The sequence below is a fragment of the Streptomyces sp. URMC 129 genome, from assembly GCF_051386415.1.
GTDB lineage: Bacteria > Actinomycetota > Actinomycetes > Streptomycetales > Streptomycetaceae > Streptomyces.
In genome coordinates this window covers 1-25,332 of the sequence record NZ_JBPQTQ010000094.1, presented here as the reverse complement: position 1 = coordinate 25,332, position 25,332 = coordinate 1, and the positions used below count along the sequence as shown (strand labels likewise).

General features: G+C 75.4%; 21 protein-coding genes and 1 pseudogene. 6 read left to right on the top strand and 16 right to left on the bottom strand.

Annotated elements, in window-relative coordinates; genetic code table 11:
- The first annotated feature begins 55 nt into the window (after nt 1-55).
- The gene (locus ACSNOC_RS19280; protein ID WP_436748738.1) at nt 56-1,807 is read left to right on the top strand and encodes an ABC transporter transmembrane domain-containing protein; all 1,752 of its coding nucleotides are present in this window, start codon (nt 56-58) and stop codon (nt 1,805-1,807) included.
- Nucleotides 1,794-3,734, top strand: a complete 1,941-nt coding sequence (locus tag ACSNOC_RS19275) for an ATP-binding cassette domain-containing protein (RefSeq protein ID WP_436748737.1) — start codon at nt 1,794-1,796, stop codon at nt 3,732-3,734. The genes ACSNOC_RS19280 and ACSNOC_RS19275 overlap by 14 nt, the downstream gene beginning before the upstream one ends.
- On the opposite strand, the pseudogene ACSNOC_RS19270 reads toward ACSNOC_RS19275, so the two are convergent.
- The 3 genes and pseudogenes from ACSNOC_RS19270 to ACSNOC_RS19260 form a co-directional block, all read right to left on the bottom strand.
- Nucleotides 3,660-4,172 (bottom strand): annotated as a pseudogene (locus tag ACSNOC_RS19270) (response regulator transcription factor); the annotation flags it as partial. The gene ACSNOC_RS19275 and the pseudogene ACSNOC_RS19270 overlap by 75 nt on opposite strands.
- A gap of 844 nt (nt 4,173-5,016) precedes the next feature.
- Nucleotides 5,017-5,529 carry a methylated-DNA--[protein]-cysteine S-methyltransferase gene (locus tag ACSNOC_RS19265; RefSeq protein ID WP_436748736.1) on the bottom strand — a complete coding sequence of 171 codons (513 nt, stop codon included), beginning with the start codon at nt 5,527-5,529 and terminating at the stop codon, nt 5,017-5,019.
- An 11-nt stretch (nt 5,530-5,540) separates the two neighbouring features.
- Nucleotides 5,541-6,395, bottom strand: a complete 855-nt coding sequence (locus ACSNOC_RS19260) for a methyltransferase domain-containing protein (RefSeq protein ID WP_436748735.1) — start codon at nt 6,393-6,395, stop codon at nt 5,541-5,543.
- A 47-nt stretch (nt 6,396-6,442) separates the two neighbouring features.
- Here ACSNOC_RS19260 and ACSNOC_RS19255 point away from each other — a divergent pair, with 47 nt between their 5' ends.
- On the top strand, nt 6,443-7,927 hold the full coding sequence (locus ACSNOC_RS19255; RefSeq protein ID WP_436748734.1) for a PLP-dependent aminotransferase family protein: 1,485 nt from the start codon (nt 6,443-6,445) through the stop codon (nt 7,925-7,927).
- A gap of 15 nt (nt 7,928-7,942) precedes the next feature.
- On the opposite strand, the gene ACSNOC_RS19250 is transcribed toward ACSNOC_RS19255, so the two are convergent.
- The 5 genes from ACSNOC_RS19250 to ACSNOC_RS19230 all read right to left on the bottom strand — a co-directional run bounded on the left by ACSNOC_RS19250 (nt 7,943) and on the right by ACSNOC_RS19230 (nt 10,357).
- Nucleotides 7,943-8,434: a hypothetical protein gene (locus ACSNOC_RS19250; protein WP_436748733.1), complete on the bottom strand. Its 492-nt coding sequence runs from the start codon at nt 8,432-8,434 to the stop codon at nt 7,943-7,945.
- Between the two features lie 21 nt (nt 8,435-8,455).
- On the bottom strand, nt 8,456-8,638 hold the full coding sequence (locus ACSNOC_RS19245; RefSeq protein WP_436748732.1) for a hypothetical protein: 183 nt from the start codon (nt 8,636-8,638) through the stop codon (nt 8,456-8,458).
- A gap of 65 nt (nt 8,639-8,703) precedes the next feature.
- Nucleotides 8,704-9,150, bottom strand: coding sequence for an OsmC family protein (locus ACSNOC_RS19240; protein ID WP_436748731.1), 447 nt, complete (start codon nt 9,148-9,150; stop codon nt 8,704-8,706).
- 20 nt (nt 9,151-9,170) lie between these two features.
- Nucleotides 9,171-9,503: a GNAT family N-acetyltransferase gene (locus tag ACSNOC_RS19235; protein WP_436748730.1), complete on the bottom strand. Its 333-nt coding sequence runs from the start codon at nt 9,501-9,503 to the stop codon at nt 9,171-9,173.
- A 44-nt stretch (nt 9,504-9,547) separates the two neighbouring features.
- A complete protein-coding gene (locus tag ACSNOC_RS19230) occupies nt 9,548-10,357 on the bottom strand; it encodes an SDR family NAD(P)-dependent oxidoreductase (RefSeq protein WP_436748729.1) in 810 nt (269 codons plus the stop codon).
- A gap of 247 nt (nt 10,358-10,604) precedes the next feature.
- On the opposite strand from ACSNOC_RS19230, the gene ACSNOC_RS19225 reads away from it, so the two are divergent.
- Nucleotides 10,605-11,399, top strand: a complete 795-nt coding sequence (locus ACSNOC_RS19225) for an SAM-dependent methyltransferase (protein ID WP_436748728.1) — start codon at nt 10,605-10,607, stop codon at nt 11,397-11,399.
- Nucleotides 11,400-11,488: 89 nt separating this feature from the next.
- Here ACSNOC_RS19225 and ACSNOC_RS19220 read toward each other — a convergent pair whose 3' ends face one another.
- From ACSNOC_RS19220 to ACSNOC_RS19185, 8 genes are all read right to left on the bottom strand, one after another.
- On the bottom strand, nt 11,489-12,856 hold the full coding sequence (locus ACSNOC_RS19220; protein WP_436748727.1) for a glutamine synthetase family protein: 1,368 nt from the start codon (nt 12,854-12,856) through the stop codon (nt 11,489-11,491).
- A complete protein-coding gene (locus ACSNOC_RS19215) occupies nt 12,853-14,682 on the bottom strand; it encodes an IucA/IucC family protein (protein WP_436748726.1) in 1,830 nt (609 codons plus the stop codon). Before ACSNOC_RS19215 ends, ACSNOC_RS19220 begins: the two co-directional genes overlap by 4 nt.
- Nucleotides 14,679-16,130, bottom strand: a complete 1,452-nt coding sequence (locus ACSNOC_RS19210; RefSeq protein WP_436748725.1) for an MFS transporter — start codon at nt 16,128-16,130, stop codon at nt 14,679-14,681. The genes ACSNOC_RS19215 and ACSNOC_RS19210 overlap by 4 nt, the downstream gene beginning before the upstream one ends.
- Nucleotides 16,127-17,530: a lysine N(6)-hydroxylase/L-ornithine N(5)-oxygenase family protein gene (locus ACSNOC_RS19205; RefSeq protein ID WP_436748724.1), complete on the bottom strand. Its 1,404-nt coding sequence runs from the start codon at nt 17,528-17,530 to the stop codon at nt 16,127-16,129. Before ACSNOC_RS19205 ends, ACSNOC_RS19210 begins: the two co-directional genes overlap by 4 nt.
- Nucleotides 17,527-19,287 (bottom strand): IucA/IucC family protein, encoded by a 1,761-nt coding sequence (locus tag ACSNOC_RS19200; protein ID WP_436748723.1) that lies wholly within the window; start codon nt 19,285-19,287, stop codon nt 17,527-17,529. Before ACSNOC_RS19200 ends, ACSNOC_RS19205 begins: the two co-directional genes overlap by 4 nt.
- Complete coding sequence (locus ACSNOC_RS19195) at nt 19,284-20,882, bottom strand: pyridoxal phosphate-dependent decarboxylase family protein (protein WP_436748722.1); 1,599 nt, start codon at nt 20,880-20,882, stop codon at nt 19,284-19,286. Before ACSNOC_RS19195 ends, ACSNOC_RS19200 begins: the two co-directional genes overlap by 4 nt.
- Nucleotides 20,879-22,276 (bottom strand): diaminobutyrate--2-oxoglutarate transaminase, encoded by a 1,398-nt coding sequence (locus tag ACSNOC_RS19190; protein ID WP_436748721.1) that lies wholly within the window; start codon nt 22,274-22,276, stop codon nt 20,879-20,881. The genes ACSNOC_RS19195 and ACSNOC_RS19190 overlap by 4 nt, the downstream gene beginning before the upstream one ends.
- Nucleotides 22,277-22,341: 65 nt before the next feature.
- On the bottom strand, nt 22,342-23,571 hold the full coding sequence (locus ACSNOC_RS19185) for a type III PLP-dependent enzyme (protein ID WP_436748720.1): 1,230 nt from the start codon (nt 23,569-23,571) through the stop codon (nt 22,342-22,344).
- A 522-nt stretch (nt 23,572-24,093) separates the two neighbouring features.
- Between ACSNOC_RS19185 and ACSNOC_RS19180 the strand changes: the two genes are divergently transcribed.
- Nucleotides 24,094-24,336 (top strand): hypothetical protein, encoded by a 243-nt coding sequence (locus ACSNOC_RS19180; protein WP_436748719.1) that lies wholly within the window; start codon nt 24,094-24,096, stop codon nt 24,334-24,336.
- Nucleotides 24,337-24,467: 131 nt separating this feature from the next.
- Nucleotides 24,468-25,274: an HlyD family efflux transporter periplasmic adaptor subunit gene (locus tag ACSNOC_RS19175; RefSeq protein WP_436748718.1), complete on the top strand. Its 807-nt coding sequence runs from the start codon at nt 24,468-24,470 to the stop codon at nt 25,272-25,274.
- The last annotated feature ends 58 nt before the right edge of the window (nt 25,275-25,332 follow it).

Genomic DNA, 25,332 nt, shown 5'->3' with positions numbered 1-25,332 from the left:
CCCCACCCCCCGCCACGACGCCCACGCCACGACCCCCCGAGGAGGCCGGACGCGCATGGAGCGGCCCCGTGACCGCGGACGGCCGGGAACGGCCCGGCACCACGCGGCGCGCGTCACCGTCCTGACCCTGCTCTCGCTGGCCGACACCGCCGCCACGCTGCTGCTGCCCGCCGCGCTCGGCCACACCTTGGACCTGCTGCTCGGCGGCGCGGGCCCCGGCACGGGCCCCGGCTCCGACAGCGCCCGCCGCTGGAGCCTGCTGTGCGCGGGCCTGGTCTGCGCGCAGCTCGCCCTGGACGCCGCGACCACCGTGCTGACCGCCACCACCGACGCCCGCGAGGCCGCGCGGCTGCGCGGCCGGCTGCTGCGCCACGTCCTGGCCGTCGGCCCCCGTGCCGGTGACCGCTTCCCGGCGGGCGACCTGGTCACCCGCGCCACCGTCAACGCCGCCCACGCGGGCGCCGCGCCCGCCGCCCTGGCCGCCGCCGTCTCCGGCGTCGTCGCCCCGGCCGGCGGAGTCGTCGCGCTGGCCCTCGTGGACTGGCGGCTGGCCGCCGCCTTCGCCGCCGGAGTACCGCTCCTGGCTCTGCTGCTGCGGGCGTTCACCCGTTCCACCGCCGATGTCGTCGCCCGCTACCAGGAGATCCAGGCGGACATCGCCGACCGGCTGGTCGAGGCGCTGGGCGGCGCCCGCACCATCGCCGCCGCGGGCACCGAGCCGCGCGAACGGGCCCGCGTGCTGGGCCCGTTGCCCGCGCTGAGCGCCGAGGGCCACCGGATGTGGCACGTCAACGCCCGGGCCGTCGCCCGGGCCGCCGCGCTCGCGCCGCTGCTCCAGCTGGCCGTCGTCGCCGTCGCGGGCCTGCTCCTGGCGGCCGGCGACCTGACCGTGGGCGGGCTGCTGGCGGCGGCCCGGTACGTGGTGATCGCCACCGGCGTCGGCGTGTTCGTCGGCCACCTCAACCGGCTCGTCCGCGCCCGGGGCGCCGGGCGGCGGCTGGCCGAGGTCTTCGCGGAGCCGCCCGCGCCGCACGGCGACGCGGCGCTGCCGCCCGGCGGGACCGGCCGCGTGGAGTTCCGCCGCGTGACGGCCCGCCGCGACGGGCGCGCCGTGCTGCGCGGCCTGGACCTCGTGATCCCCGGCGGCGCCACCGTCGCCGTCGTCGGCCGCTCCGGCGCGGGCAAGTCGCTGCTGGCCGCGCTCGCCGGGCGGCTGGCCGACCCGGACGACGGCGACGTCCTGCTCGACGGCGTGCCGCTCGCCGCCCTGCCGCGCCGGACCCTGCGCGCCGAGATCGGCTACGCCTTCGAGCGGCCCGCGCTGCTCGGCGGCACGCTGGCCGGTGTCATCGGCTTCGGCCCCGTCCCGCCCCCGCCCGCCGAACGCATCGCCGCCGCCGCGCGGTCCGCCGACGCGGACACGTTCATCAGGACGCTCCCCGAGGGCTACGCGACCCGCTGCGCCGACGCGCCGCTGTCCGGCGGGGAACTCCAACGTCTCGGCCTGGCGCGAGCGTTCACCCACACCGGGCGGCTGCTGATCCTGGACGACGCCACCTCCAGCCTCGACACCGTGACCGAACTCCGCGTCGGGCGGGCCCTGCTGGCCGACACCCACGCCCGCACCCGCCTCGTCGTCGCCCACCGCGCGTCCTCCGCCGCCCGCGCCGACCTGGTGGCGTGGCTGGACGACGGCCGGATCAGGGCGCTCGGCCCGCACCGCGACCTGTGGCGGCGGGCCGACTACCGGGCGATGTGGGAGGCCGGGGACGAGCCGGCGGAAGGGGCGGACCATGACGGTGACTGACACCGGCCTCACCCGGGAAGGCGCGCGCTTCCTGCGGGCGCGCCCGCGCGCGCTGGGCGCGCTCCTCTGGTGGTCAATGCTCCAATCCGCACAGACCTTCCTCATCGGATACGGGATCGCCCGCGCCCTTGACGAGGGTTTTCTCGCCGGACACACGACCACCGGACTGTGGTGGCTCGGTGTGACGGCCGCCGGTGCCGGGCTGGGCGCGCTGAGCGCCGGACGCGTCTACCGGGCGGTCGCCGCGCTGGTCGAGCCGCTGCGCGACACGCTCGTGCGGGGCGTCGTGGCCCGCGGGCTGCGCCGGGCCGTGCTGGGTCCGGGCGGTCGCCCGCACGGCGCCTCGGTGGTCTCCCGCGTGGGCCACCAGACGGAGATCGCCCGCGACAGCTTCGCCGGACTCGTCCTGGTGGCCCAGACGTTCGTCTTCGGCACCGCGGGGGCGCTGGCCGGGCTGCTGCTGCTGGATCCCGTGCTGCTGCTGGTCGTGCTGCCGCCGCTGCTGGCGGGCCTGACCGTCTTCGCCTGGTCGCTGCGCCCGCTGGCGCGGCGGCAGCGGAACGTGCTGGTCGCCGACGAGGGACTGGCGGAGACGCTGGGGGAGACGTTCGGCGGGCTGCGCGACGTGGTGGCGTGCGGCGCCGAGGAGCGCGCGGCGGCCGGGGCCGCCGCCCGCGTCGAGGAGGAGCTGCGGGCGGCCCGTTCCCTCGCCCGCTGGGGCGTGTGCCGCGTCCTGGCCCTGGGCCTCGGCGGCCACCTCCCGGTGCCGCTGCTGCTGTTCCTGGCGCCCTGGCTGCTGGACCGGGGCGTGGGCCCGGGCGAGCTGGTCGGGGCCCTGACGTTCGTCACCCAGGCCCTGCTGCCCGCCCTGGCGAGCCTGATCAACGGCCTCGGCGGCGCCGGGGCCCGCCTCTCCGTGGTGATCACCCGCCTCCGCGAGGGCCCGCCCCCGGGCGCCGAGGTCCCGGCCGCCGGGCCCCCGGCCCCGTCCGCCGCCGGACCGGTGGCCCGCCGGGCGCCGGAGGCGGCGGCCGTGGACCTGCGCGGGGTCACCTTCACCTACGGAGGCCGGGCCGGTCCGGTGGTGGCCGGGCTGGACCTGACCGTGCCGGCCGGCGGGCACCTGGCCGTGGTCGGGCCCAGCGGGGCCGGGAAGTCCACGCTCGCCGCCCTGGTGGCGGGCCTGCTGGCGCCCGCCACCGGGGAGGTCCGGCTGTGCGGCGAGCCCGTCGCCGGGCGCCCGGCCGCCGACCTGGTGCGGCTGCGGGTGCTGATCCCGCAGGAGGCGTACGTGTTCTCCGGCACCGTCGCCGACAACCTCGGCTATCTGCGCCCCGATCCGGTGCCCGGGAAGGAACTGCTGGCCGCCGCCGAGGCCGTCGGTGCCGACGGGCTGGTGGACCGGCTCGGCGGCCCCGGCGGTCATGTGGTGCCCGCCCGGCTGTCCGCCGGCGAACGCCAGCTCCTCGCCCTGGCACGGGCCTACCTGGCCCCCGCGCCCGTCGTACTGCTGGACGAGGCGACCTGCCACCTCGACCCGGCCGCCGAGGCGCGGGCCGAGCGGGCCTTCGCCGCCCGGCCCGGGGGCACCCTCGTGGTCATCGCCCACCGTCTCAGCTCGGCCCGCCGCGCACGGCGGGTGCTGGTCCTGGACGGAACCCGCCACGTGAGCGGCGGCCATCGCGAGGTGCTGGCGCGCTCCGCCCTCTACCGCGACCTGGCCGGGAGCTGGTCGGACGACGCCCGGGGCCCGGCGCCGGGGCGGGCGTCAGACCCAGCCCGCGGTGCGGGAGATGCGGATGGCGTCCACCCGGTTGCGGGCCCCGGTCTTGCGGATGATCGCGGCCAGATAGTTGCGGACGGTGCCCTCGGCGAGCCACAGCCGCTCCGCGATCTCGGGGACCGGCGCGCCGTCCGCGGCGAGTGACAAGACGTTCAGTTCGCGCGGGGTCAGGGGCATTTCGGCCGCGCTGAGGAAGTCGAAGGCGAGCGCGTCATCGACATAGCGACTTCCCTTGGCGACCCGGCGTATCGCCTCGATCAGCCGCTCCGGCGGCGCGTCCTTGCTGACGAACCCCAGGGCTCTCGCCTCGAACGCCCGGTGCAGCAGGCCGGGTCTCCCGGTCGGCGCGAGCACCACGACATCGGGGCCGGGTCCGGGACCGGGGGAGTCCTCCCGCTGGCGCGCTTCGGGCGCGGCCAGGCAGGAGAACCCGGGACATTCGACGTCCACCAGCAACAGGTCCGCCGGACGACGCGCCGTCTCCCGCGGCAGCTCCGCCCACGAGGCCGGCACCACGTCCATGTCCCGCTCCGCCGCGAGCAGCGAAGTCAGCGCACAGCGCAGCAGGTTGTCGTCGTGCACGAGCAGTAACCGGATCACGTTCGGTGCCTCCTACGGCAGTCACCTTGCCCGTCCCTGGAATCGCCCAGGCCCCCATCATCCTCATCTCCGCTGCCCACTGGCGGGCGCGGAATGCCGCACGCCCGTGGAGCACGATGGGCGCGCAAGGGGGCGCGCCACGGTGATGTGTGCTCCAGTCGCGTCAAGTTATGTCTTGCCGCCTGAGGTTGAGCGCCTGTGGCCGTGACGCACGTTCCCGCGGCACGTGCGCGCGCCCCCGTGTGCGGCCGTATCCGCCGCGTTCCGCGATGCGCGCCGCGTGACAACCCCGTTCCGCCACGTGCTCACCCGGTGAGCGCGCGGAGGGACGGCGGGGGAGGGCCCCGCGGTGGCGGACGTCCCGGCGCCCGCGGCACTCTCGGTGCGCGCGCGGTGACGGCGCGGTGACGACGATGCGGAGAGTGACCGGCCCGGACCGTGGTGCTTCCGGGGGACGCGACCCGGCCCCGCGTCCGACCGCGCCGGCCACGGGGCCCGGCGGGGGTACGGCGCGCGGGCAATCCGGTCACCCGCGCACGCCGGGGTGCTGCTGACGCTCTCCCACGTCTCTGCCCTCTGCCTTCCGCGCGCCGGCTTCTCCTCCGGCGCCGAGTGGCTGTTCGGCATCGTGCTCCTCGTCGGTGTGCCGGCCCGTCGGGCGGATTCTTCCTCCCCCTGGCCGTGGGGAAGGAGGACTCCGCGTCGCCCGGCACCGTCGTCACCCGCACCGGCGCGGTGCTCATCGCCACGGCACTCGCCGCCCTCGCCATCGGCCTGATCCGGGCCATCCGAACGGCCGCTGAACGGCCGCCCGCGCGGCGGCCGTTCAGAACAGCCGTCCGGCGTCGGCCGGGGCGGGCTCCTCCAGGTCCAGCAGGAAGCGCTTGCGGGCCAGCCCGCCCGCGTAGCCGGTCAGGCTGCCGTCCGCGCCCACCACCCGGTGGCAGGGAACGATGATGGACACCGGGTTCCGCCCGTTCGCCGCGCCGACCGCCTGGGCCAGCGCGGGGTCGCCCAGCGCGCGGGCCAGGTCGCCGTACGAACGCCGCTCCCCGTAGGGGATGTCGCGCAGCAGCCGCCACACCGCCTGCTGGAACGCGTTGCCGCGCGGCGCGAGCGGCACGTCGAACCGGGTCCGTTCCCCCGCGAAATACTCGCCCAACTGTGCTCGCACGTCCGCGAATTCCGCGTCCGCCCGGACCCCGATGGCCTCGGCCCCCGGGCCGCGCAGGTGCCCCTCGAAGTACAGCCCGGTCAGCGCGCCGTCCTCACCGGCCACGACCGTCAGGCCGCCCACCGGCGAGTCGACGACGGCGTGGATCACTCGCCCCGTGGTCATGTCGGCCCAGCCTACGCGCCGTTCGTCCCGCCGTGATGCCGTGCTGCCGGGGCCGTGGCGGTGGCCTTGAAGAACGTGTAGTGGAACGTCCCGCCGGGTTCCGCCGTCCGGCGCAGGGCCGCGATGGCGCGGGTCCAGGCGGCGGGGGTGGTCAGGCCGGCGGCCAGGGCGGTGTCGCGGACGCCGTCGACCATGGCCGTGAACGTGTCGAGGGTGAAGCCCCGGACCAGCTCCGGGCGCGTCGCGTCCGCGTAGACCGTGCGCGGGCGGACCCGCACATCGGCGTATCCGGCCCCGGCCAGCAGGGGGTGGAGGCGGCGGCCGATCAGCGCGTCCCCGCCGGCCGCCGCCTGGAGTTCGACCAGGTGGCCGATCGCGGCGCGGGCGTCGGCGCTGTCGGGGTGGAAGAACGCCGAGCCGTGGTCGCCCTCGATCACCGTGATGGTGCCGCCCGGCCGCAGCAGGCGCCGCAGCCCGGTCAACGCCCGTGCGGGATCGGTCAGATGCTCCAGCACGAAGCACACGAAGACGTGGTCGAACGACGCGTCCGCGAACGGCAGGTCGAACAGGTCGGCGTGGCACCACGCGACGCCCGGCACCCGGGCGCGGGCCTGCGCGAGGGAGTCCGCCGAGACGTCGACCGCGACGATCTCCGCCCCCGGACTCCCCGCCACCAGGCGCGCCGTCTGGGCCCCGACCCCGCAGCCCGCCTCCAGTACCCGGCTGCCGGGCGGGAACACGGTGTCCGCGTGGAGCAACTCCGCGAGCGTGTCGGCCTGGTCCGCGAGCCGCCGGGCCTCGGCCTCCGAGTAGCCGTGCACATAACCGGCCGCCGCCGGTTCCCGCGTACCGTTCACAGCGTTCACAGCGTTCACAGCATTCATGGCGTTCAGGCTGGCGCTACCGTGGACCGGTGAACAGATCCAATTCGAGTGCACGGGACAGGTCCAAAGCGCCCGGCTCCGACTTTCTCCAGCTCGACATGGCCCAGGCCCCGCCCGGCGGGCTGGCCGACTGGCTCGCCGGGGAGCTGCGGCGCGCCGTCTCCGACGGGCGGCTGCCGGTCGGCGCCCGGCTGCCCGCGACCCGCGTGCTCGCCGCCGACCTGCGGGTCTCCCGGGGCGTCGTCACCGAGGCGTACCAGCGCCTCACCGAGGACGGGCACATCGCCGGGCGCCGGCGGAACGGCACCGTCGTGGTGGCCGCGCCTTTGCCGCACCCCGGTCCGGGGGTGCCGGCGCCGGGAGCACCGGACGTGCCGGGCGCGCCGTTCGCCGGACCGCCCGGCCCGGGCGTCTTCGACGCCGTCCGCGCCGCCCCCGCCCGCATCGACCTGTCGCCCGGCGTGCCGGACCTCGCCGCGTTCCCCCGCGCGGCGTGGCTGCGCGCCGAACGCGCCGTGCTGCGCGACCTGTCGGCCACCGCCTTCGGCTACGGCGACCCGCGCGGCACGCCCGCGCTGCGGCTGGCCGTCGCCGACTGGCTCGCCCGCACCCGCGGGATCAGGGCGGACCCGGAGGAGGTCGTGGTCGTCGCGGGCGTGGCCCAGGCGCTGACCCTGCTCGGCGAGGTGCTCGCCGCCGACGGCACGCGCGCCGTCGCCGTGGAGGACCCCGGGGCGCTGGGCACCCGCCAGACCCTGCGCGCCCGCGGCCTGGACACCCCGCCGGTCCCGGTCGACGAGGACGGGATCCGGGTGGACGCGCTGCGGGCGAGCGGCGCGCCGGCCGTCCTGGTCACCCCGGCGCACCAGTTCCCGCTGGGCGTGGTCCTCGGGGGCGACCGGCGGCGCGCGTTGATGCGCTGGGCCGGCGAGGGCGGGCTGATCGTGGAGGACGACTACGACGCCGAGCACCGCTACGACCGGCCGCCCGTCCCCGCGCTCCGGTCGATGCTGGCGGAACACGTCTGCTACACCGGCAGCGTGTCCAAGCTGCTCGCGCCCGCGCTGCGCGTCGGCTGGCTCCTCCCGCCACCGCGCCTCCGTGACGCGCTGGCCGACGCCAAGCGGTTCGCCGACCTCGGCAACGCGGCGCTGCCGCAACTGGTGCTGGCGCGGCTGATGGAGTCGGGCGAGCTGGAACGGCACGTGCGCTTCCTGCGCCGACGGCACCGCCACCGCCGGGACGCGATGATCGCGGCGCTCGGGGAACACCTCCCGGACGCCACGGTGCACGGCGCGGCGGCCGGCCTGCACCTGACGATCACGTTCGACGCCGGTTTCGCGGACACCGACCTGGCGGCGGCGGCACTGGCGCGCGGCGTGAAGGCGCACCCGCTGTCGTGGCACACCCAACTCCCGCACGGACCCGGCCTGGTGCTGGGCTACGCGGCGAACGTCGTGTCGGACATCGGGGAGGCGGTGTCGGTCCTGGCGGACGCCCGGCGCGCGCTGTGACGAGGCACTGACGCGTCAGAGCAGCAGGAACAGGGCGAAGACCGAGGCCGCCAGCAGGGTCATGCCGACCAGTTCGCAGAGGAACGCCAGCCGCAGGTGGCGCACCTTGACGGCGAAGACCCGCGTGGAGTCCTCCAGCACTCTGAGCTGGACGATCGCGATGGCCTGGAGCGCCACCTGCTCGTCCTTGAACCAGTGTTCGGCCGAGAGATGGGGGCGGAACGAGCGGACGTCGGCCTCCCGCCAGGGGGCGGGCATGTTGACGCGCAGCCCGTACGCGGTCGCCAGGAGGAAGCACAACAGCGACGCCCCGACCATGAGCCGCAGGGCGAGCGGTGCCGCGAGCGCCTCCTCGCGGGCCACCGCGATGAAGGCGAGCTGGAGGGTGACCAGGGCGCCCGAGGTCGTGACGACGGTGACGCCGCGGTTCTCGACGTTCGTCCGGCGTTCCCGCAGGTACACCAACTGCGCGTCGAGAAACCGCGCGACCGCCTCACCTGCTGTCATCGGGCCCGGCCGGTACGCCCGTCACCACCGGCCGCCGCCGGAGGACGGGGTGCGCAAGTGCCGGACTTCGACGGTCCTGAGGACCGGGTAGTCCTTGTCGATCGGCTGGATGTCCTCCTCGTCACCCTCCTCCTCGAACCGGTCCCCGTCGTGCCGTCCCTCGCGCAGGTCGTCCTCGTCGTCCCGCCGTCGCTTCTTCCCCATGCGTCCTCCTCCGGACGTCACACCGTCATGCCGTCATGCCGTCACCCGGCAGAACGCGGGTCGCCTCACCGTTGGTTCCGCGAGACCGCGACGACCGGGACGTCGCCGCGCACCGCCCGGGTCACCGGGGTGCGTTCGGCGATGTCCAGCAGGCGGGTGCGCTGGGCGTCGTCCAGGCCGTCGCCCAGCAGGTCTATCCGCCGCGTGATCCGGGCGTCCTTGCCGGTGCCCTTCTCGTAGGCCAGGTGCACCCGGACGCCCTCCAGCGGCCATTCCTTGCGCTGCGCGTACATCCGCAGGGTGATGGCCGTGCAGGAGCCCAGCGCGGACAGCAGCAGCGCGATCGGGTTGGGGCCGGTGTCGGCGCCGCCCACGGAGGCCGGTTCGTCCGCCGTCAGGCGGTGGTGTCCGGCGCGGAGGTCCACGCCGTAGTCGGTGCCGGTGCTCGTGGCGACCACCGCGGCGGCCCGTACGTACGCGGACGCGCCCGCGTCCGTCGCCGTATCAGTCATCCGTTCCCACTCCCGTCTGTTCAGGCGAGCCCGAAGCGCGCCCGGCGCTCCTGGGGGACCAACTCCGCGTACTCGGGATGCTTTCCGATCCAGCCGCGGATGAACGGGCAGTACGGCAGCACCGCGAGGTCCCGTTCGCGCGCGGCGTCGAGGGCGGCGCGGGCGAGGGCGCCGGCCAGGCCGCGGCCCTCGAAGCGGGAGTCGATCTCGGTGTGGATGAACGCGATCTCCCCCTCGGACAGGTGGTATTCGGCGAAGCCCGCCAACGCGGCGCCGCCGTCCTCGCCCTCGTCGAAGATCTCGAAGCGCGACCGCTCCGGGTTGTCCGCCACACGGTGCCCCATGGTCCTCATCTCTTTCCGCTGTGCTCGCCGCCGGCCGTCCGGCGGCGTCATCATCACACGGCCGCCGTGTCCCGGTCCTGCTCGTCCAGCCTGGCCTTCATCCTCAGCCATTCCTTGGCGATCTGGCGGTCGACGAGCCTCGGCAGCAGGCGCTTGAGCGCCACCACCACGCGCACGTCCCGGTGGGTGTGGACCAGGAACCGGCCCCTGGCGACGGCCTCGGCCACCCGCTCCGCCACCTGCTCCGGCGTGACCGGCCCCTTGTCGATCATGCGGTGGGCGACCTTGGTCAGCACGGGGTCGGGACTGCGCAGCCCGGCACCGAGGTTGGTGCGGACGAAGCCGGGACAGACCACGGTGGTCCGTATGTTCCACGGCGCCAGCTCGTGACGCAGCGTCTCCGACAGGGAGATGACGGCGGCCTTGGAGACGTTGTAGGAGGCCATGCCCGGCAGGTTCATCAGCCCGGCCAGCGAGGAGACGTTCACCACGTGTCCGCTCCGCTGCTCCTTGAACACCGGGACGAACGTGCGGCACCCGGCGACGACGCCGCTCAGGTTGATGCCGAGGATCCACTCCCAGTCGGCCGGCGTGATCCGCTCCACGCGGCCCGCGGCGGCCACGCCCGCGTTGTTGACCAGCACGTCCAGCCCGCCCCACGTGGCATCGCACCAGGCGCGCACCCGCTGCCAGTCGTCCTCCGACCGCACGTCGAGGCGCTGGTAGGACACCTCTCCCCCGGGCAGGTCCCCCGGCTCGGCCAGGTCGGCGATCAGGACCCGCCACCCCGCCGCGGCGTAGCGGCCCGCGATCGCCCGGCCGAGGCCGGAGGCGCCGCCCGTCACCAGAATGCGCTTGCTCATGCCCGCTCCGTTCCCGCCGCGGCGACCGTGCCGCGCGTGCTCCCGCCCCGGCCGGCGACCGGTGGTGCCCCAGCCTAAGCAATGCTCAACAAGGGAGGAAGGCCCACCCCCGGACGGGGGCACACGTGCCGGACACGCGACGGAACGTGATCATCCACGCCGTCGACGCGGGTTACTGTGACCGCCCAGCGGAGCGGGATGCCCAGGTGGGACGGGCATGCCCAGGCACACAGGAACGGGAGCTGCCGTGACGGACCAGCGCACGGAGATCGACCTGAGCAGACCCAGCGTCGCGCGCGTCTACGACGCGTTGCTCGGCGGCGAGGACAACTACGACGTCGACCGCGTCGTCGCCGACCACGTGCGCGCGACCATGCCGCACATCGGTGACGTGGGCCGGTTCAACCGCGCCATGCTGGGCCGGGCCGTGCGGTACCTGGCCGGCGAGGCCGGCATCGAGCAGTTCATCGACCTCGGCGCCGGGCTGCCCACCAGGGAGAACACCCACCAGGTGGCGCAGCGCGAGAACCCCGCGGCCCGCGTCGTCTACGTCGACAACGACCCGATCGTGATCGCCCGGGGCCGGGCCCTGCTGGAGGAGAACGGCCGGACCGCCGTCATCGCCGCCGACCTGCGCGACCCCGGCACCGTCCTCGAACACCCCCGCGTGCGCGAGCTGATCGACTTCTCGCAGCCGGTCGGCGTCCTGCTGGTCGCGATGCTGCACCTCCTGCACGACGACGAGAACCCGCGGCGCGTCGTCGACAGCTACCTGGCCGCCGTTCCCTCCGGCAGCCACCTCCTCGTCACGCACTTCTGCGACACGGGCCCGGAGGCCCGCGCCGTGGAGGAGGCGATCCTGGAGTCCGTCGGCTCGGGCCGGTTCCGGACGATCGAGGAGATCGAGGGCTACTTCCGGGGCCTGGAACTGCTCGACCCCGGCGTGGTGCCCGTCCCGCTGTGGCGCCCCGACGGCCCGGTGGCCGAGCCGCTGTCCGTCGCCCAGCGCCTCATGGCGGGCGGCGTGGCCCGCAAGCCCTGACCGCCCCACCACCGTGCCCCAAACGGCACGGTGGCGCGGCGGCGCGGCATCCCGGTCCCGGGGCCGGACCAGCGGCGGGACCGGCGTGGCTACAGCCGTTCGAAGCCGCGGACCCGTTCCCAGTCGGTGACCGCCGTCTCGAACGCGGCGAGTTCGGTGCGCGCGGCCTGTGCGTAGTGGGCGACGACCGACTCGCCGAAGACCTTGGCGGCGATCTCGCTGCGCTCCCAGCGGTGCAGCGCCTCCGTCAGCGTGGCGGGCAGGCGCGGGACCGACGGGTCGGCCAGGGCGTTGGCGGTGTGCGGGGGCGGCAGTGGCAGCCGGTTGTCGATGCCGTACAGACCGGCGGCCACCGCCGCCGCCACCGCCAGGTACGGGTTGGCGTCCCCGCCGGGCACCCGGTGCTCGATGCGCAGCGAACGGCCCGAGCCGACGACCCGCACCGGGCAGGTGCGGTTGTCGCGGCCCCAGGTGATGCCGGTCGGGGCGAACGCGCCGGGCTGGAGGCGCTTGTACGAGTTGATGTTGGGCGCCATCAGCAGCGCGAAGTCCGGCAGGCACGCCAACTGGCCCGCCACGAAGTGCCGCATCAGGTCCGACATGCCGTCGTCCGCCGCCGCGCCGGCCAGCACCGGCGTGCCGTCCGTGCCGCGCAGCGAGAGGTGGACGTGGCACGAATTGCCCTCGCCCTCGTCGTACTTGGGCATGAACGTCAGCGCCACGCCCTCCTGGGCGGCGATCTGCTTGGCGCCGTTCTTGAACACCACGTGGTTGTCGCAGGTGACCATCGCCTCCGCGTAGCGGAAGACGATCTCGTACTGCCCCGGGTGGCACTCGCCCCTGGCCGTCTCCAACGCCAGCCCCGCGCCCGCCATTTCGCGGCGGATGCGGCGCACCACCGGCTCGACGGCGGTCAGGCCCTGGAGCGCGTAGTCCACGTTGTAGCTGGTGGCGGGGGACAGGCCGTGGTAGCGGCGGTCCCACGCCGCCCGGTAGGAGTCGAGGAACACCAGGAACTCCAGCTCCGTCCCGGCCAGCGCGGTCAGCCCGCGCTCGGCCAGCCGGTCGAGCTGGGTGCGCAGCACCCGGCGCGGCGCGATCTCCACCGGGGCGCCGCCGGGCCACACCGCGTCGGCGAGCACCAGCGCGGTTCCCGGGTCCCACGGCAGGGCGGTGCGCAGCGTCGCCGGGTCGGGGCGCAGCTCGAAGTCCCCGAAGCCGCTGTCCCAGGCGTCGATGGCGTACCCGGCGCCGGTGCCCATCTCCACGTCGGAGGCGAGGAGATAGACGCAGGCGCCGAAGCCGCGCTCGGCGGCCTCCTCCAGGAAGTACGGCACGGACAGGCGGCTGCCCTGGAGCCGGCCCTGGAGGTCGGGCACGGCGACGATGACCTCCTCCACGCGGCCCGCGCCGGCCTCGGCGCGCAGCCGCTCCCACGGGCTCAGGGGTCCGTTCATATCCGCTCCTCCACCAGGGGGTTGACGACCACGTCGGTGTCCGCGCCGGTGCCCGCGGCGGCGAGCGGGTTGGCGACGGTGCCGTGGACGACGTCGAAGCCCTCGTCCTTCTCGGCCCGGTCGTGGAAGCCGCCGCCGAGCAACTGCTCGCGGTTGAGGGCCACCCGGTCGAACTCCGGAGCGAGCAGGCCGAACTCCTCGAAGCGGTCGGCCAGTTCCGGGAACCGCGCGTGGTAGCGCCCGATCTCGGCACGGACCATCGCCCAGAACTCCTCCTCCGGCACACCCAGATGCCCGGCGACCAGCGGTGCGAAGAACCGGAAGTGACCGGCGAACACCGCGCTCAGCAGCGAGTGCGCCAGCTCGCGGGCGGGCCAGCGCAGCAGCAGGGCGTCCGCGCGCTCCGACAGGCTCTCGTACTCGGGGTGGCTGCCCGGCAGCAGGTTGACGTCCTCGGCGAAGTCCTTGACGGCGATGCCGATCGGGATGTCGGCGGCGTCGTACAGGATCACGGTGTTCTCGCCGTGCGGGCAGTAGGCGACGCCGTACCGGTACAGGTAGTGCAGCAGGCCGGGCAGCAGGGCCGCGAAGAAGCGGGCCAGCCAGGCGCGCGGCGTGAGGCCGGAGCGTGCGACCAGCTCGGCGGCGAGCGCGCGGCCGTCCGAGCCGACCTTCAGCAGGGCGGCCATCGTCCGGGCCCGCTCGCCCTCGCGCAGCAGCGCCGCGACCGGCTCCCGCCAGACCGCGCCGAGGAGTTCGTGGTAGCGGTAGGGGGCGTCCTTGACGGACTCGTACAGCGGATGCCGCACGGCCACCGCCGCGACTTCGCCCAGCGGGTGGAACCGCAGCTCGTCCCGGAGATACGGGTCGGCGTCGCGCAGCGCGTGCAGCCAGGCCGTCACATCGGGCGCGGCCCGGGTCGGCTCCGGCGAAAGCCCGCGCCAGACCAGGGTGTTGCGGATCAGCAGCGGCACCTTCACGTTGCGCCGGTGCGGGTGGTCGAGATTGGCGAGGGTGCGGATCGACTGGAGCGGGCGGTACCGGTCGGGGCCCTCGCCCAGCAGCACGACGCGGCCGTCCGCGAGATAGGGCGCGAAGAGGGTCGCGACGGCCTCGTCCCAGTGGAAGGGATGCACGGGCAGCCACCGGAAGTCCGCCGGGTCGAGGCCGGTCGCGGCGCAGGCGTCCCGCAGCGTCGCCGCGAACAGCGCGCGGGTCGCCCCGTCCAGCTCCTCCGCGAGCAGGGTCTCGGCGTCCAGGCCGGGAACGCCGCCGTAGGAGGCCAGGCCCGCGTGGACGGCGGCCCACAGCAGGCGGACGGAACCGGCCGCCTCGGGCGCGTAGACGGCGGCGTCGGAGGCCGAGAAGCCGAGCCGGCCCTTGTTGAGGAGCATGCAGGGGTGGCCGTCCTGGTGGGCCTCCAGGTCGAGGTGGTCCAGACCGGCCAGCTCGGCGGCGGGCAGCCCGCGCGCGATGACCTCGGCCTCGGCCCGCCGGGTCGCGGTCAGCTCCCGCAGCACCTCCGCGGCGGTCGGCCCGTCCCATCCGAGGACCGCGCGGGCGTCCAGCAGCAGCCGCTCGGGCCCGGCCTCGCCGTCCGCCTCCGGATGGCGCCGCAGGCTGCCCGGCACGACCCGCCACGTCCCGAACGTGCCGCGCGCCGCCCGGAACGACCAGTGCACGCCGTCCCCCAGCTCCAGCCGGTAGCCGTCCGCCGTCCCGTCGGACACGGGAACGAGCAGCTCCTCGTAGGCGAACTCCTCGATCGCCTTGACGACGAGCCGCCGGCCCGCCTGCGCCCAGGTGTCGCGCGTGGTCAGGTTCATCGGTTGTTCTCCTCGGAGTACAGGGGGATCGCGGGCAGCGGCTGATCGGCGGCCGGGTCGGCGGGCCGCACGGCGAGGGCGGGGCCCGCCAGGGCACCGGGACCGGACGCGGCCCTCGGCTCGTCCCGCGCTCGTCGTGCGGCCCCGGACGGGGCGGTCGCGAGCGCCGGGGCCGGGGCCGGAAGCGGTGCGGGGCGCGGCGGGCCGGCCGCCACGGCCACGGCCGCGCCGGTCCGCGCGGGCGCGGGAGCGCCGGTGCGGGACGGGCTCAGGGTGAGGACGACGGCGCAGGCCTGGATGGCGGCGGCCACCACCAGGGGGAAGGCCAGGTCGTGGGAGACGGCGGCGGTCGCGGCGATCGGGGCGGCCAGCAGGCCCACCGAACGGGCCGTCTCCACCGCCGTGTACGCCGGGCCCTTGGTGCCGGTCGCGCGGAACATCCACAGCTCCACGGAGACCTGCCCCAGGCCCAGCCCGACCCCGAACAGCAGCCGCCCGCCCACCAGGTGCGGCAGCGAGTCGGCCAGGGCCTGCCACGCCAGCCCGGCCGCGCCCACCGCCATCGCCAGCGGCAGGAGCCGGTCGCCCAGCGCCTCGTGGCAGCGGCGCACGGTCGGCAGCACCGCCAGCGCGGCCACGCTCGGCAGGAAGAACAGCACCGCCGACGCGGCGGCGCCGCCGCCCAGGCCGTCGGAGAACTCGGTGAAGAACGGGCGGGCCACGTTCACCGAGAAGTCGAACGCGAGCCCCACCAGCGCCGCGTAGGCGAGCACGATCAGCCGCGTGCGGCGGCGCGGCCCGGCTCCGGCGGCATCCGGCTCGGGAACGGCCGCCTCCTCGGGAACGGCCCCGGGAACGGCCGCCGGGGACGCCGCGGGCGCCCGCCCCAGCACCCGGTACGTCAGCACGGCCAGCACCGCGTCCACCACCGCGAACGCCGAGATCCCGACGCGCGGTTCGGGGAGCGCCAACACCCCCGCCCCGACCACCGTGGCGACCACCACGGACAGGTGGAAGACGACCACGACCGAGCACAGCCCGGCCAGCCGCGCCCGTTCGCCGCCGTCCTCGCCGTCGTCGCCGTGCTCCGCGATGAACGCCGGATAGGCCAGCAGCAACGCGCAGTTGGTCGCCACGATCAGCGTCGACAACACCGTGTACGCCGCGTAGCTCGGCGCCATGCCCAGCAGCAGGTCCAGCACCGCCGACCCGCACAGCCCCGCCAGCACCAGCCGGTGCAGCGGCCACCGCCGCGCCGCCAGCCCCCACAGCGGCAGGGCGGCCAGCCCCACGATGCGGCAGACCCACAGGTACAGCCCGGTCGCCTCCGCGTCCTCGATGCCGTACAGCCGCTCGAAGAGCTGCGGCAGGAACGGCGTCAGCGCCGTCTCGGCCACCAGGTGGAGGCCGACCACCGATATCAGCACCGCCTTGGCCCGGGATCTCATCGCGGTATGCCCACCGGGGTGACGGCGACCGGCGCCGCCGCGGCGTCCCGCGGCGGTGCCCCGAACGTCGTGAACGCCTGCCGGTGCGGCACGTCCAGCACGGTCCGCCCGGCGGCGGCGTTGAGGATCGTCGCCGCGCGCCACGCCCCCAGCGTGAGGTCGGGGGCGCCGACGCCGTGCGTGTGCGCCTCGGCGTTCTGCACGTACAGCGTGCCGGTCACCCGGGGGTCGAGGGCCACCCGGTAGTCGCCGTCGACCCGGTACCGGCCCTTGGCGTCCCAGTCCACCAGGCCGTCGAGGCCGTCGAGGAAGGCCGGCCGCGTCGCCGCGTACCCGGTGGCCGCCACCACCGCCGACGTCCGCACCTGGAACGTCTCGCCCTGCTCGTCGTGCCGGCAGGTCAGCACGTACCCGTCGCCCGCCGCGGACGCCTCGGCCGCCAGCACCCGCACCCCGGGGTGCAGGGCGGCGCGCGGCGCGCCGCCGCCGATGGTGCGCTCGTACAGCTCGTCGTGGATGTCGCCCAGCGTCTGCTCGCTGACGCCCTTGTAGAGCTGCCACTGCTCCCGCACCAGCCGCTCGCGCGCCTCCTCGGGCAGGCCGCGGAAGTACCGGATGTAGTCCGGCGTGAAGTGTTCGAGACCGAGCTTGCTGTACTCCATCGGCGCGAACGCGGGCGTCCTGGCCAGCCAGCGGACGAACGGGCCGCCCCGGCCGTCGCCGTCCTGCCGCCGCAGCAGGTCGAGCATCACCTCGGCGCCGGACTGCCCGGCCCCGATCACCGTCACGTCCTCCAGCGCCCCCAGCGCCTCACGGTGGGTGCGGTAGTCGGCGCTGTGCAGCACGCGCCCGGCGTGCGCGGCCCCGCCGAGGAACGGCCGCAGCGGCTCGGGCACCACCGGCGTGGTCCCGACGCCGAGCACCACCTGCCGGGCCGTCACGCGGCTGACGGCTCCGGCCGCCGAGCGGTACGTCACGGCGAACGCGTCCGCCGCGCCGTCCCACTCCAGCGCGGTCACCTCGGCGTCGAAGCGGCAGGACGGCAGCCGCTCGGCGGCCCAGCGGCAGTAGTGGTCGTACTCGCGGCGCGGGATGTGGAAGCGCTCGGAGAAGAAGAACGGGAACATCCGGCCGTGCGCCCGCAGGTAGTTGAGGTACGACCACGGGCTGGTCGGATCGGCCATGGTGACCAGGTCCGCCAGGAACGGCACCTGAAGAACCGTTCCTTCCATCAGGAGGCCCGGATGCCAGGAGAAGGCCGGCTTGGCGTCGAGGAAGAGCGAGTCGAACCCGGGCACCCCGTCGGCCAGCGCGGCCAGGGACAGGTTGAACGGGCCGATACCGACGCCGACCAGGTCGTAAGGGGTGTTCCGGTCGGGGGATGCCGTGGGCGCGGTCACCGCTGTGCCTCCGTCAAGGGGTTGGGGAGATCGATGTAGACGGACTGGGAGTGGACGTCACCGACGAGCTCGTCGAGGCCGTCCACGCAGGTCAGGTAGTTGGCCTTGCAGCGCAGCGCGGGCGCGTCCAGCAGCAGGTCGAGCAGGCCCTTGGCGGCCGGCTCGGCGGCGCGCAGCCGCTCCAGCGCGGCGCGCAGCACCCGCAGCAGGGCGTCCTCGTCCGCCAGCCCCAGCGCCCCGAAGGCGCCGACCAGGCCGAGCAGGTTGTTGACGCCGAGGTAGTACACGACGCGCTCGTCCACGAAGGCGTCGTCGAAGACCAGCTCCACGCCGTCGGTGACGCCGGGCAGCAGCCGCTCCAGCTCGGGGACGCGGGAGGCCGCCAGGTAGTAGCCCTGGCTGTCCCGGTACCAGCCCGCGCACGGCAGCCCCTGGTCGTCCAGGGCCACCAGCGTGTTCTGGTGGTGCGGTTCGAGCGCGATGCCGTACCGCGCGTACAGCCGGATCAACGGCACGGCCAGCACGTCGAGATAGCGGCCGAACCAGCGTTCCGCCGCCTCGGCGGCCGGGACGCCCAGGGCGCGGGTCGCCCGGGCGACGGCGGCCGACAGCAGCGCGCGGTGCCGGGGCGGGGAGCCGTCGCCGGGTCCGGTGCGCTCGGCCAGCAGGCCCGCCACGCACAGCCCCTCGCGGGCACCGCCGCGGAACGGGTTGTCGCGGATCGCCGTCTCCAGGCCGGTCTCCGGCCCGTCGGCCCCGGCCGACACCCACGCGAAGTCCCGCAGGATGCCGAATCCGGGGTGCTCGGCCCGCAGCCACCCGGCGGGCCCGGTGGCCAGCAGCCGGGCGGCCCGCACGCCGAGCCGCATCTCGCCGCGCAGGTTGTTGCGGCGGGAGTTGGTGATCCGCATGCCCAGCGACAGCTTCAGCATGACCGCGGCGTCCGGCCGGTGCACCGTCCGCACCGACGACGTGGCGTACCAGGCCGGTCCGGCGGGCCCCAGCGGGCGCAGCAGCCCGGCGTCGACCAGCGCCGCCACCTCGGGGCGCCCCAGCACCTCGCGCGCCTGCCACGGGTGCGCGGGCACCGGCAGCATCCCGGGGGGCAGGCTCAGCCCCTCGGCCAGCGGGCGCAGCAGCTCCGCGACCGGGCCGCCGTCCGCGTTCTCGCCCACCACGGCGTCCGGGTGCGCGGCGAACCAGTGCAGGGCGAACGAGCCGCGCACCTCGGGGGAGTAGGCGTCGAGTTCGGACCCCGACGCCTCCTCGCGGCTCTTCGGCGCGGGGTGGAACGGGTGGCCGAGCAGCAGCGCCTGTTCGGCGTCGAGGAACGGCGTCGGCCCGGCGGCGCCCTCCGGCTCGGCCCGGCGGCGCGCCAGATGGACGGCGGTCCTGGCGGCCGAGCCGAGCACCCGGGCGGCGGCGTCGCCGCCGAGGTGCGGCGGCGCGCCCCGGCCCAGGGTGCTCTCCCGGATCACGGCCGCCGCCACCAGGGCGGTGTCGGCGGGCGGGCCGCCGGCCACGTCCGGCTCCCCGAAGCGGTGCCAGCCGGTCCGCGACCGGTACCGCACGGGGACGGTCAGCGTCAGGCCGGTCGCGGGGAGGCCGAGCCGCAGCACCTGCCCGGCGGGCGGGACGGGCGTGCCCGTTTCGCGGACGTAGGCGCGCAGCAGTGTCTCGGTGGCCGCCGCCTGGCCGGCGCGCAGCGGGTCGGGGTGATCCAGCGGATCGGGCCCCGGGGACTCCGGTGTCGTCACCGGGAATCACCCCGCCGCGGCGCGCTCTCCTCGGCACGGCCCGCCGCCACGACGGTCTCCAGCAGCCGCTGGACATCGGCCGGCGTGGTGTGCGGGTTGAGCAGCGTCAGCTTCAGCCGCACCCGGCCCGGCCCGTCGCCGGGCAGCTCGGTGCGGCCGACCACGGCCCGGCCCTCGCGCAGCAGCGTGCGCCGCAGCCGGGCGTTGAGGGCGTCGATCTCCCCGGGCCGGTCCGCGAGCCCCGGGTCCTCGGGCAGGTAGCGGAAGAGGAGCGCGGTGAGCACCGGCTCGCAGTGCGGCTCCAGCCGGGGATGGGCCCGCACCGCGTCGGCCGCCGACCGGGCCAGGTCGTGGCAGGCGTCGACCAGGCGGCCGAGCCCCGCCCGGCCGAGGGTCCGCAGCGTGACGGCGATCTTGAACGCGTCGGCGCGGCGCGTGGTGCGCAGCGACAGGCCGAGCAGGCTGGGGTAGCCGGCCTCCTCGTCGTCGGCCGGGTTGAGGTAGACGGCGCGCCGGGCCAGCGAGGCGTACGTCTCGGCGCGCCGCACCAGGAACACCCCGGCGGCGACCGGCTGCCAGCCCAGCTTGTGCCAGTCGAGGGAGACGGAGTCGGCCAGCTCGATGCCGTCCAGCAGCGGCGCCAGCCGGTCGGAGAGCAGCGCGCCGCCCCCGTAGGCGGCGTCGACGTGCAGCCAGGCGCCGTGCCGGGCGGCCAGCGCCGCGCACGCCCGCAGCGGGTCGACGGCGCCGGTGTCGGTGGTCCCGGCCGTGGCGACCACGGCGACCGGCAGCTCGCCGCGGGCGACGGCGGCGTCGAGGGCGTCGGCCAGGGCGGCGGGGTCCATCCGCAGGGTGCGGTCGGTGGGGACGGTGACGACCGCGTCCTCGCCGAGGCCCAGCAGGGCGGCGGCCCGGCGCACGGAGAAGTGGGCGGCGGCGGAGGCGAAGATCCGGGGGCGGGGTGCTGCCCCGCCCGGTCTGGGGCCGGGCACGCCGCTCAGCTCGACGCGCTGCCCGGTGGCGCGGCCGAGCACCCGGTCGCGGGCCAGCATCAGGCCCATCAGGTTGGACTCGGTGCCGCCCGAGGTGAGCACGCCCGCGGCGTCGGCCGGGTCGTAGCCGACGATCTGGGCCAGCTCCTCCAGCAGCAGCGTCTCCAGGGAGGTGGCGGCGGGCGCCTGGTCCCAGGAGTCCTGCGAGGGGTTGAGCGCGGCCACCGCGAGGTCCGCCGCGACGGCCACGGCCAGCGGCGGGCAGTGCAGGTGCGCGGCGCAGGACGGGTCGGCGGGGTCGGCGCTGCCGTGGGCGAGCAGCTCGGTGAGGCGGTGCAGCGCGTCCTCGCCGCCCGGCGCGTCGAACTCGCGGGCGACCAGGGCGGCCAGCTCCGCCGGGCGGCCGGCCGCGATCGGCCCGCCGCGCCGGGCGGCGCCCTCCGCGAGCGCGCCCAGCACGGTCCGCAGCAGCGGTTCCAGGGCGTCGGCGCCGCGCGCCCCGCCGGACAGGGCGTCGGGCCGGACGGCCGGCGGGGACGCGACCGCGGCGGCCGTGGCCGGCGGGTCGGCGACGGCGGCGCGCAGGTCACCGGTCGGGCTCATGCCGTCCTCCCCGCCCGCTGAAGGGCCGTCACCTCGGTGATGGCGTCGGCCAGCCGGTCGAGCACCGTCTCGGCCTGCTCGTCGGTGATGATCAGCGGCGGCAGCAGCCGCACCGTGGCGTCGAAGCGACCGCCCAGCTCCACGATCAGGCCCCGGTCCAGGCACGCGGAGCGGACCTGGGCGGCCAGCGCCGGGGCGCCGGGCCGGGCGCCGCAGGAGTCGGGCTCGGCCTCGGGGTCGACCAGTTCGACGCCGATCATCAGGCCGCGCCCGCGCACGTCCCCGATCGCGGGCAGCTCGGCCCGCAGCCCGTCCAGGCGCGCCAGCATCCGGGCGCCGACGGTGGCGGCCCGCTCGGCCAGCTCCTCGCGCGCGACGTGGCGCAGCGTCGCCGCGCCCGCCGCCATGGCCAGGGTGTTGCCGCGGAACGTGCCGGTGTGCGCGCCGGGGAGCCAGCCGTCGTAGTCCTCGTGGTAGACGAGCACCGCCAGCGGCTGGCTGCCGCCGATCGCCTTGGACATGACGATGGCGTCCGGCACGATGCCGCTGTGCTCCACGGCCCAGAAGGCGCCGGTGCGCCCGACGCCGGTCTGCACCTCGTCCACGACGAGCGGGATGTCGCGCTCGGCGGTGATCCGGCGCATCGCGCGCAGCCAGCCGTCCGGTGACGGGACGACGCCGCCCTCGCCCTGCACCGCCTCCAGGATCATCGCGGCGGGCGGCACCACGCCGCCGTTGGGGTCGTCCAGCAGCCGCTCGGTGTACGCGGCCGACAGCTCCGCGCCGCGCTCGCCGCCGGTGCCGAACGGGCAGCGGTAGGAGTACGGGAACGGCAGCCGCGTCACGTCCGCGGCGATCCCGGGCACCGGCCGCTTGACGCCGACGCCGCCCGAGGCGGCCAGGGCCCCGGCGGTCATCCCGTGGTAGGCGCCGGTGAAGGCGAGCACCCCGCGCCGCCCGGTGGCGGTCTGCATGAGCTTCAGCGCCGCCTCCACCGCGTCGGTCCCGGCGGGCCCGCAGAAGTGGACGCGCGCCCTGTCCGCGAACGCCTTGGGCAGGGTGGCGAACAGCGCGTCGGTGAAGTCGTCCTTCTCCGGCGTCGCCAGGTCCAGCACGTGCAGGGGGGCGCCGCTGTCGATCGTGCGGCGGATGGCCTCCAGCACGACGGGGTGGTTGTGGCCCAGCGCGAGCGTGCCCGCGCCGGACAGGCAGTCGAGGTAACGGCTGCCGTCGACGCCCTCGATCACCATGCCCTGGGCGCGGGCCGGGACGATCGGGAACGAGCGGGCGTAGGTGCGCGCGGCGGACTCCCGGGCGCGCTGCCGCCGCAGGATGGCGCCCGCGTCGTAGGAGGACCGCCCGGTCTCGGGGAGGGCGGCTGGCTGCATGGTCATGGAGCGACTCCGGAAGGAGGAGGGAGAAGTGAGGTGGGGAAGACGTACGGGCAGGCTCGGATCGGTCAGATCAGGTGGCGTTCCGCGACGGGGTGGCCGAGGAAGGAGTGCATGGCGAACTCCCAGCCGTAGGAGCCGGCACAGGGAAAGACGACGATGTCGCCGGCGCGCACGCGGTCCACGCGGACGTCGCGCAGCAGGGTGTCCTCGGGCGTGCACAGCTCGCCGACGACGGTCACCCGGGTGTTCTCGGCGGCGGGGCGGGGACAGCTCTCGGGCCAGTCCTCGACGGGCAGGACCGCCACGTTGTGCACGATGTCCCACGAGGTGGGCAGCTGGAAGTGGTTGATGCCGCCGCGCAGCACCGCGAACCACTCGCCGTAGGAGGATTTGACGTCCGTCACCTCCGCCGCGTACCAGCCGCAGTCCGCGACCAGGTAACGGCCGGGCTCCAGCAGGACCTTGACCCCGGCGGGCGGCCGGATCCGCCCGGCCAGCTCGCCGAAGCGGGCCACGTCGAACGGCTTCTCGCCCTCGAAGGCGACGCCGATGCCGCCGCCGATGTCGACGTGGCGCAGGTCGATCCCGCAGGCCAGCGCGGTCCGTTCGCTCCACTCCAGGCACCAGCGCAGGTACGCGGCGTGCGTCTCGGCGTCCAGGTTGTTGGAGGCGGCGTGGATGTGAAAGCCCGTCAGGTCCAGGCCGGGCAGCGCGCGCGCCGCGTCGAGCACGTCCGGCACGTCCGGCTCGGCCACGCCGAACTGCGAGGGCGCGCCGCCCATGTGGAGCGAGCCGGAGATCGGGATGTCCGCCGGGTTGACCCGCAGCGCGACGCGGGCGGTGACGCCCTCGGCGGTGGCGATGCGGCTGATCCGGTGCAGCTCCAGCAGGCTCTCGGCGTTCACGGCCTCGGCCCCGGCGCGCACCAGGGCGGTCAGCACGGGCACCGACTTGGCCGGGCCCGCCGCCACGACCGGCGCCGACGGCCGCGCGGCGGAGGCGAGGCGCAGCTCGGAGACGGAGGCGACCTCGAAACCGTCCACGTGCGGGGCGAGTGCGCCGAGCACGCCGGGGAAGGAATTGGCCTTGACCGCGTAATACACGGCGGCCCACTCCGGCAGCGCCGCGCGCAACTCCCGCGCCCGCTCGGCGGCGACGGCACCGTCGTACACATAGGCGGCCACCGGCTCGCCGTCGCGCGCCAGCTCCAGCAGACGCCGGCGGACGGGCTCGGGCAGCAGGTCCACCGGATAGGCGGAACGCGGCGCGGCGGAGGGCGGGAACTGGACGGACACGGCTCTAACCTCGGCTCAGGAAGGTGAACTTAGGTGAGCCTAACCTAACGGCTGCCCCGGTGGATGCCAAGTCCGTCCGGCAGAACGAGTCGTGAACCGCGGAGGGTGCGTGGGGGTCCACCCCGGGGTCGCCGGGGGGACGGACATGTGATCTCCCGTGCAGCGAATCTCCACATCGTGTGCACGGCGCACCGACCTATCACGTTGATCTCGGACATGTCCGTCATGTCGGCCGACCGGCCGGAAGGCTGGGGAATGGGTGGGGGCGTGCAGGGCGATTTGCGCGCTCCTTACCATTTTTCTTGAAGGCGTTGTCACTGTTTGACGAAGGTGGACGCGTACCTCCCGTTCACCCTTTCGAAGTTCGCGCAAAGGGTCCGTCAACGGGATTGGCTTCCCGTCTGTCGGCGTGCTTTCATCGTGCGCACCGCGCGGCAGTGGTCGGAACGTCTTACTTAATTGCGACCTTGTCCACGTTCATATGCAAAAGCTTGCAAAAGCTGAATGAAGGGAAAGTGCGTCATGCGCAACGACATTGAGACCCGCGAGATCGCCGACTCCGAGCTGGACGCCGTCGCCGGCGGTGTCGTCAGCGTCTCCGGTGGCCTGGCCGGCGCCGTGGTCGCCGACGTCTCCGGCGCCGTGAACTCGCTCCAGACCACCCAGTTCGTGCAGGGTGCCGCCGGCGCCGCCGTGGGCCAGGTCTCCGACCTGACCGGCGTGCACGCCGACACCTCCGCCGTCACCGGCCCGCTGGGTCTCTGATCCCGCCGCCGCCACGGGCGCGCACCATGTGCCCGTGAGGCCGTCCATGAACCCCGGAGCCCTGTCGCTTCCGGGGTTCGTGGCATGCCGGGCGGCCCGCACCACCACCGGTCCCGAAAGTTGGTCGCGAGATGCAGTTCCGCCAGAAAGCGCTCTCCAAGCTGCAATCGCCCGAGGAACTGGACCTGCCCGTCCGTTTCGCCCGGCCGCAGGGCCGACTGGTGCTGGCCGTCACCGCCGTCGTCATCCTCGCCGCCGCCTGCTGGGCCCTGACCGGATCGGTCTCCTCCAAGCTGACCGCGCCCGGCCTCCTCACCCGCCCCGAGGGCGGCTACCTGCTCCAGAGCCCGGTCGCCGGACAGGTCACCGAGGTCCTGGCCGAGGAGGGCGACCTGCTCTCCCCGGGAGAGCCCCTGCTCACCGTCCGCACCGACGAGGGTGACGAGCCCGTGCTCGCCGTCGCCGGCGGCCGGCTGACGACCCTCCTCGCCGGCACCGGCTCCGTCGTCACCACCGGCGCGGACGTCGCCACCCTGGAACGCGCCACCGGCCCCGACGACCCGCTGGTCGCCGTGCTCTACGTGCCCGGCGGCAACGGCGCCGCCATCCCCGTGGGCGCCCGCGTGGACCTCACCGTCCAGTCCGTCCCCCGGCAGGAGTTCGGCGTGCTGCGCGGACGCGTCCAGGGCGTCAGCCCCGTCCCGCAGACCGAGCGGCAGATCGCCGGCTTCCTCGGCGACAGCGACCTCGCCGCCGCGTTCACCCGCGAGGGAGACGCCCTGGCCGTCCTGGTCGAGCTGGAACGCTCCGACGCCACCGCCTCCGGCTACGCCTGGTCCACCGCCGACGGCCCCCCGTACCCCGTCGACTCCCCGACCCCCGTCACCGGCGCCGTCCGCCTCACCGCCGAGCGCCCCGTCGACTGGCTGCTGCCGTGACCACGACCACCGGCACCCCGCCCGCCGCCCACCGTCCTGCAGATGGAGGCCGTGGAGT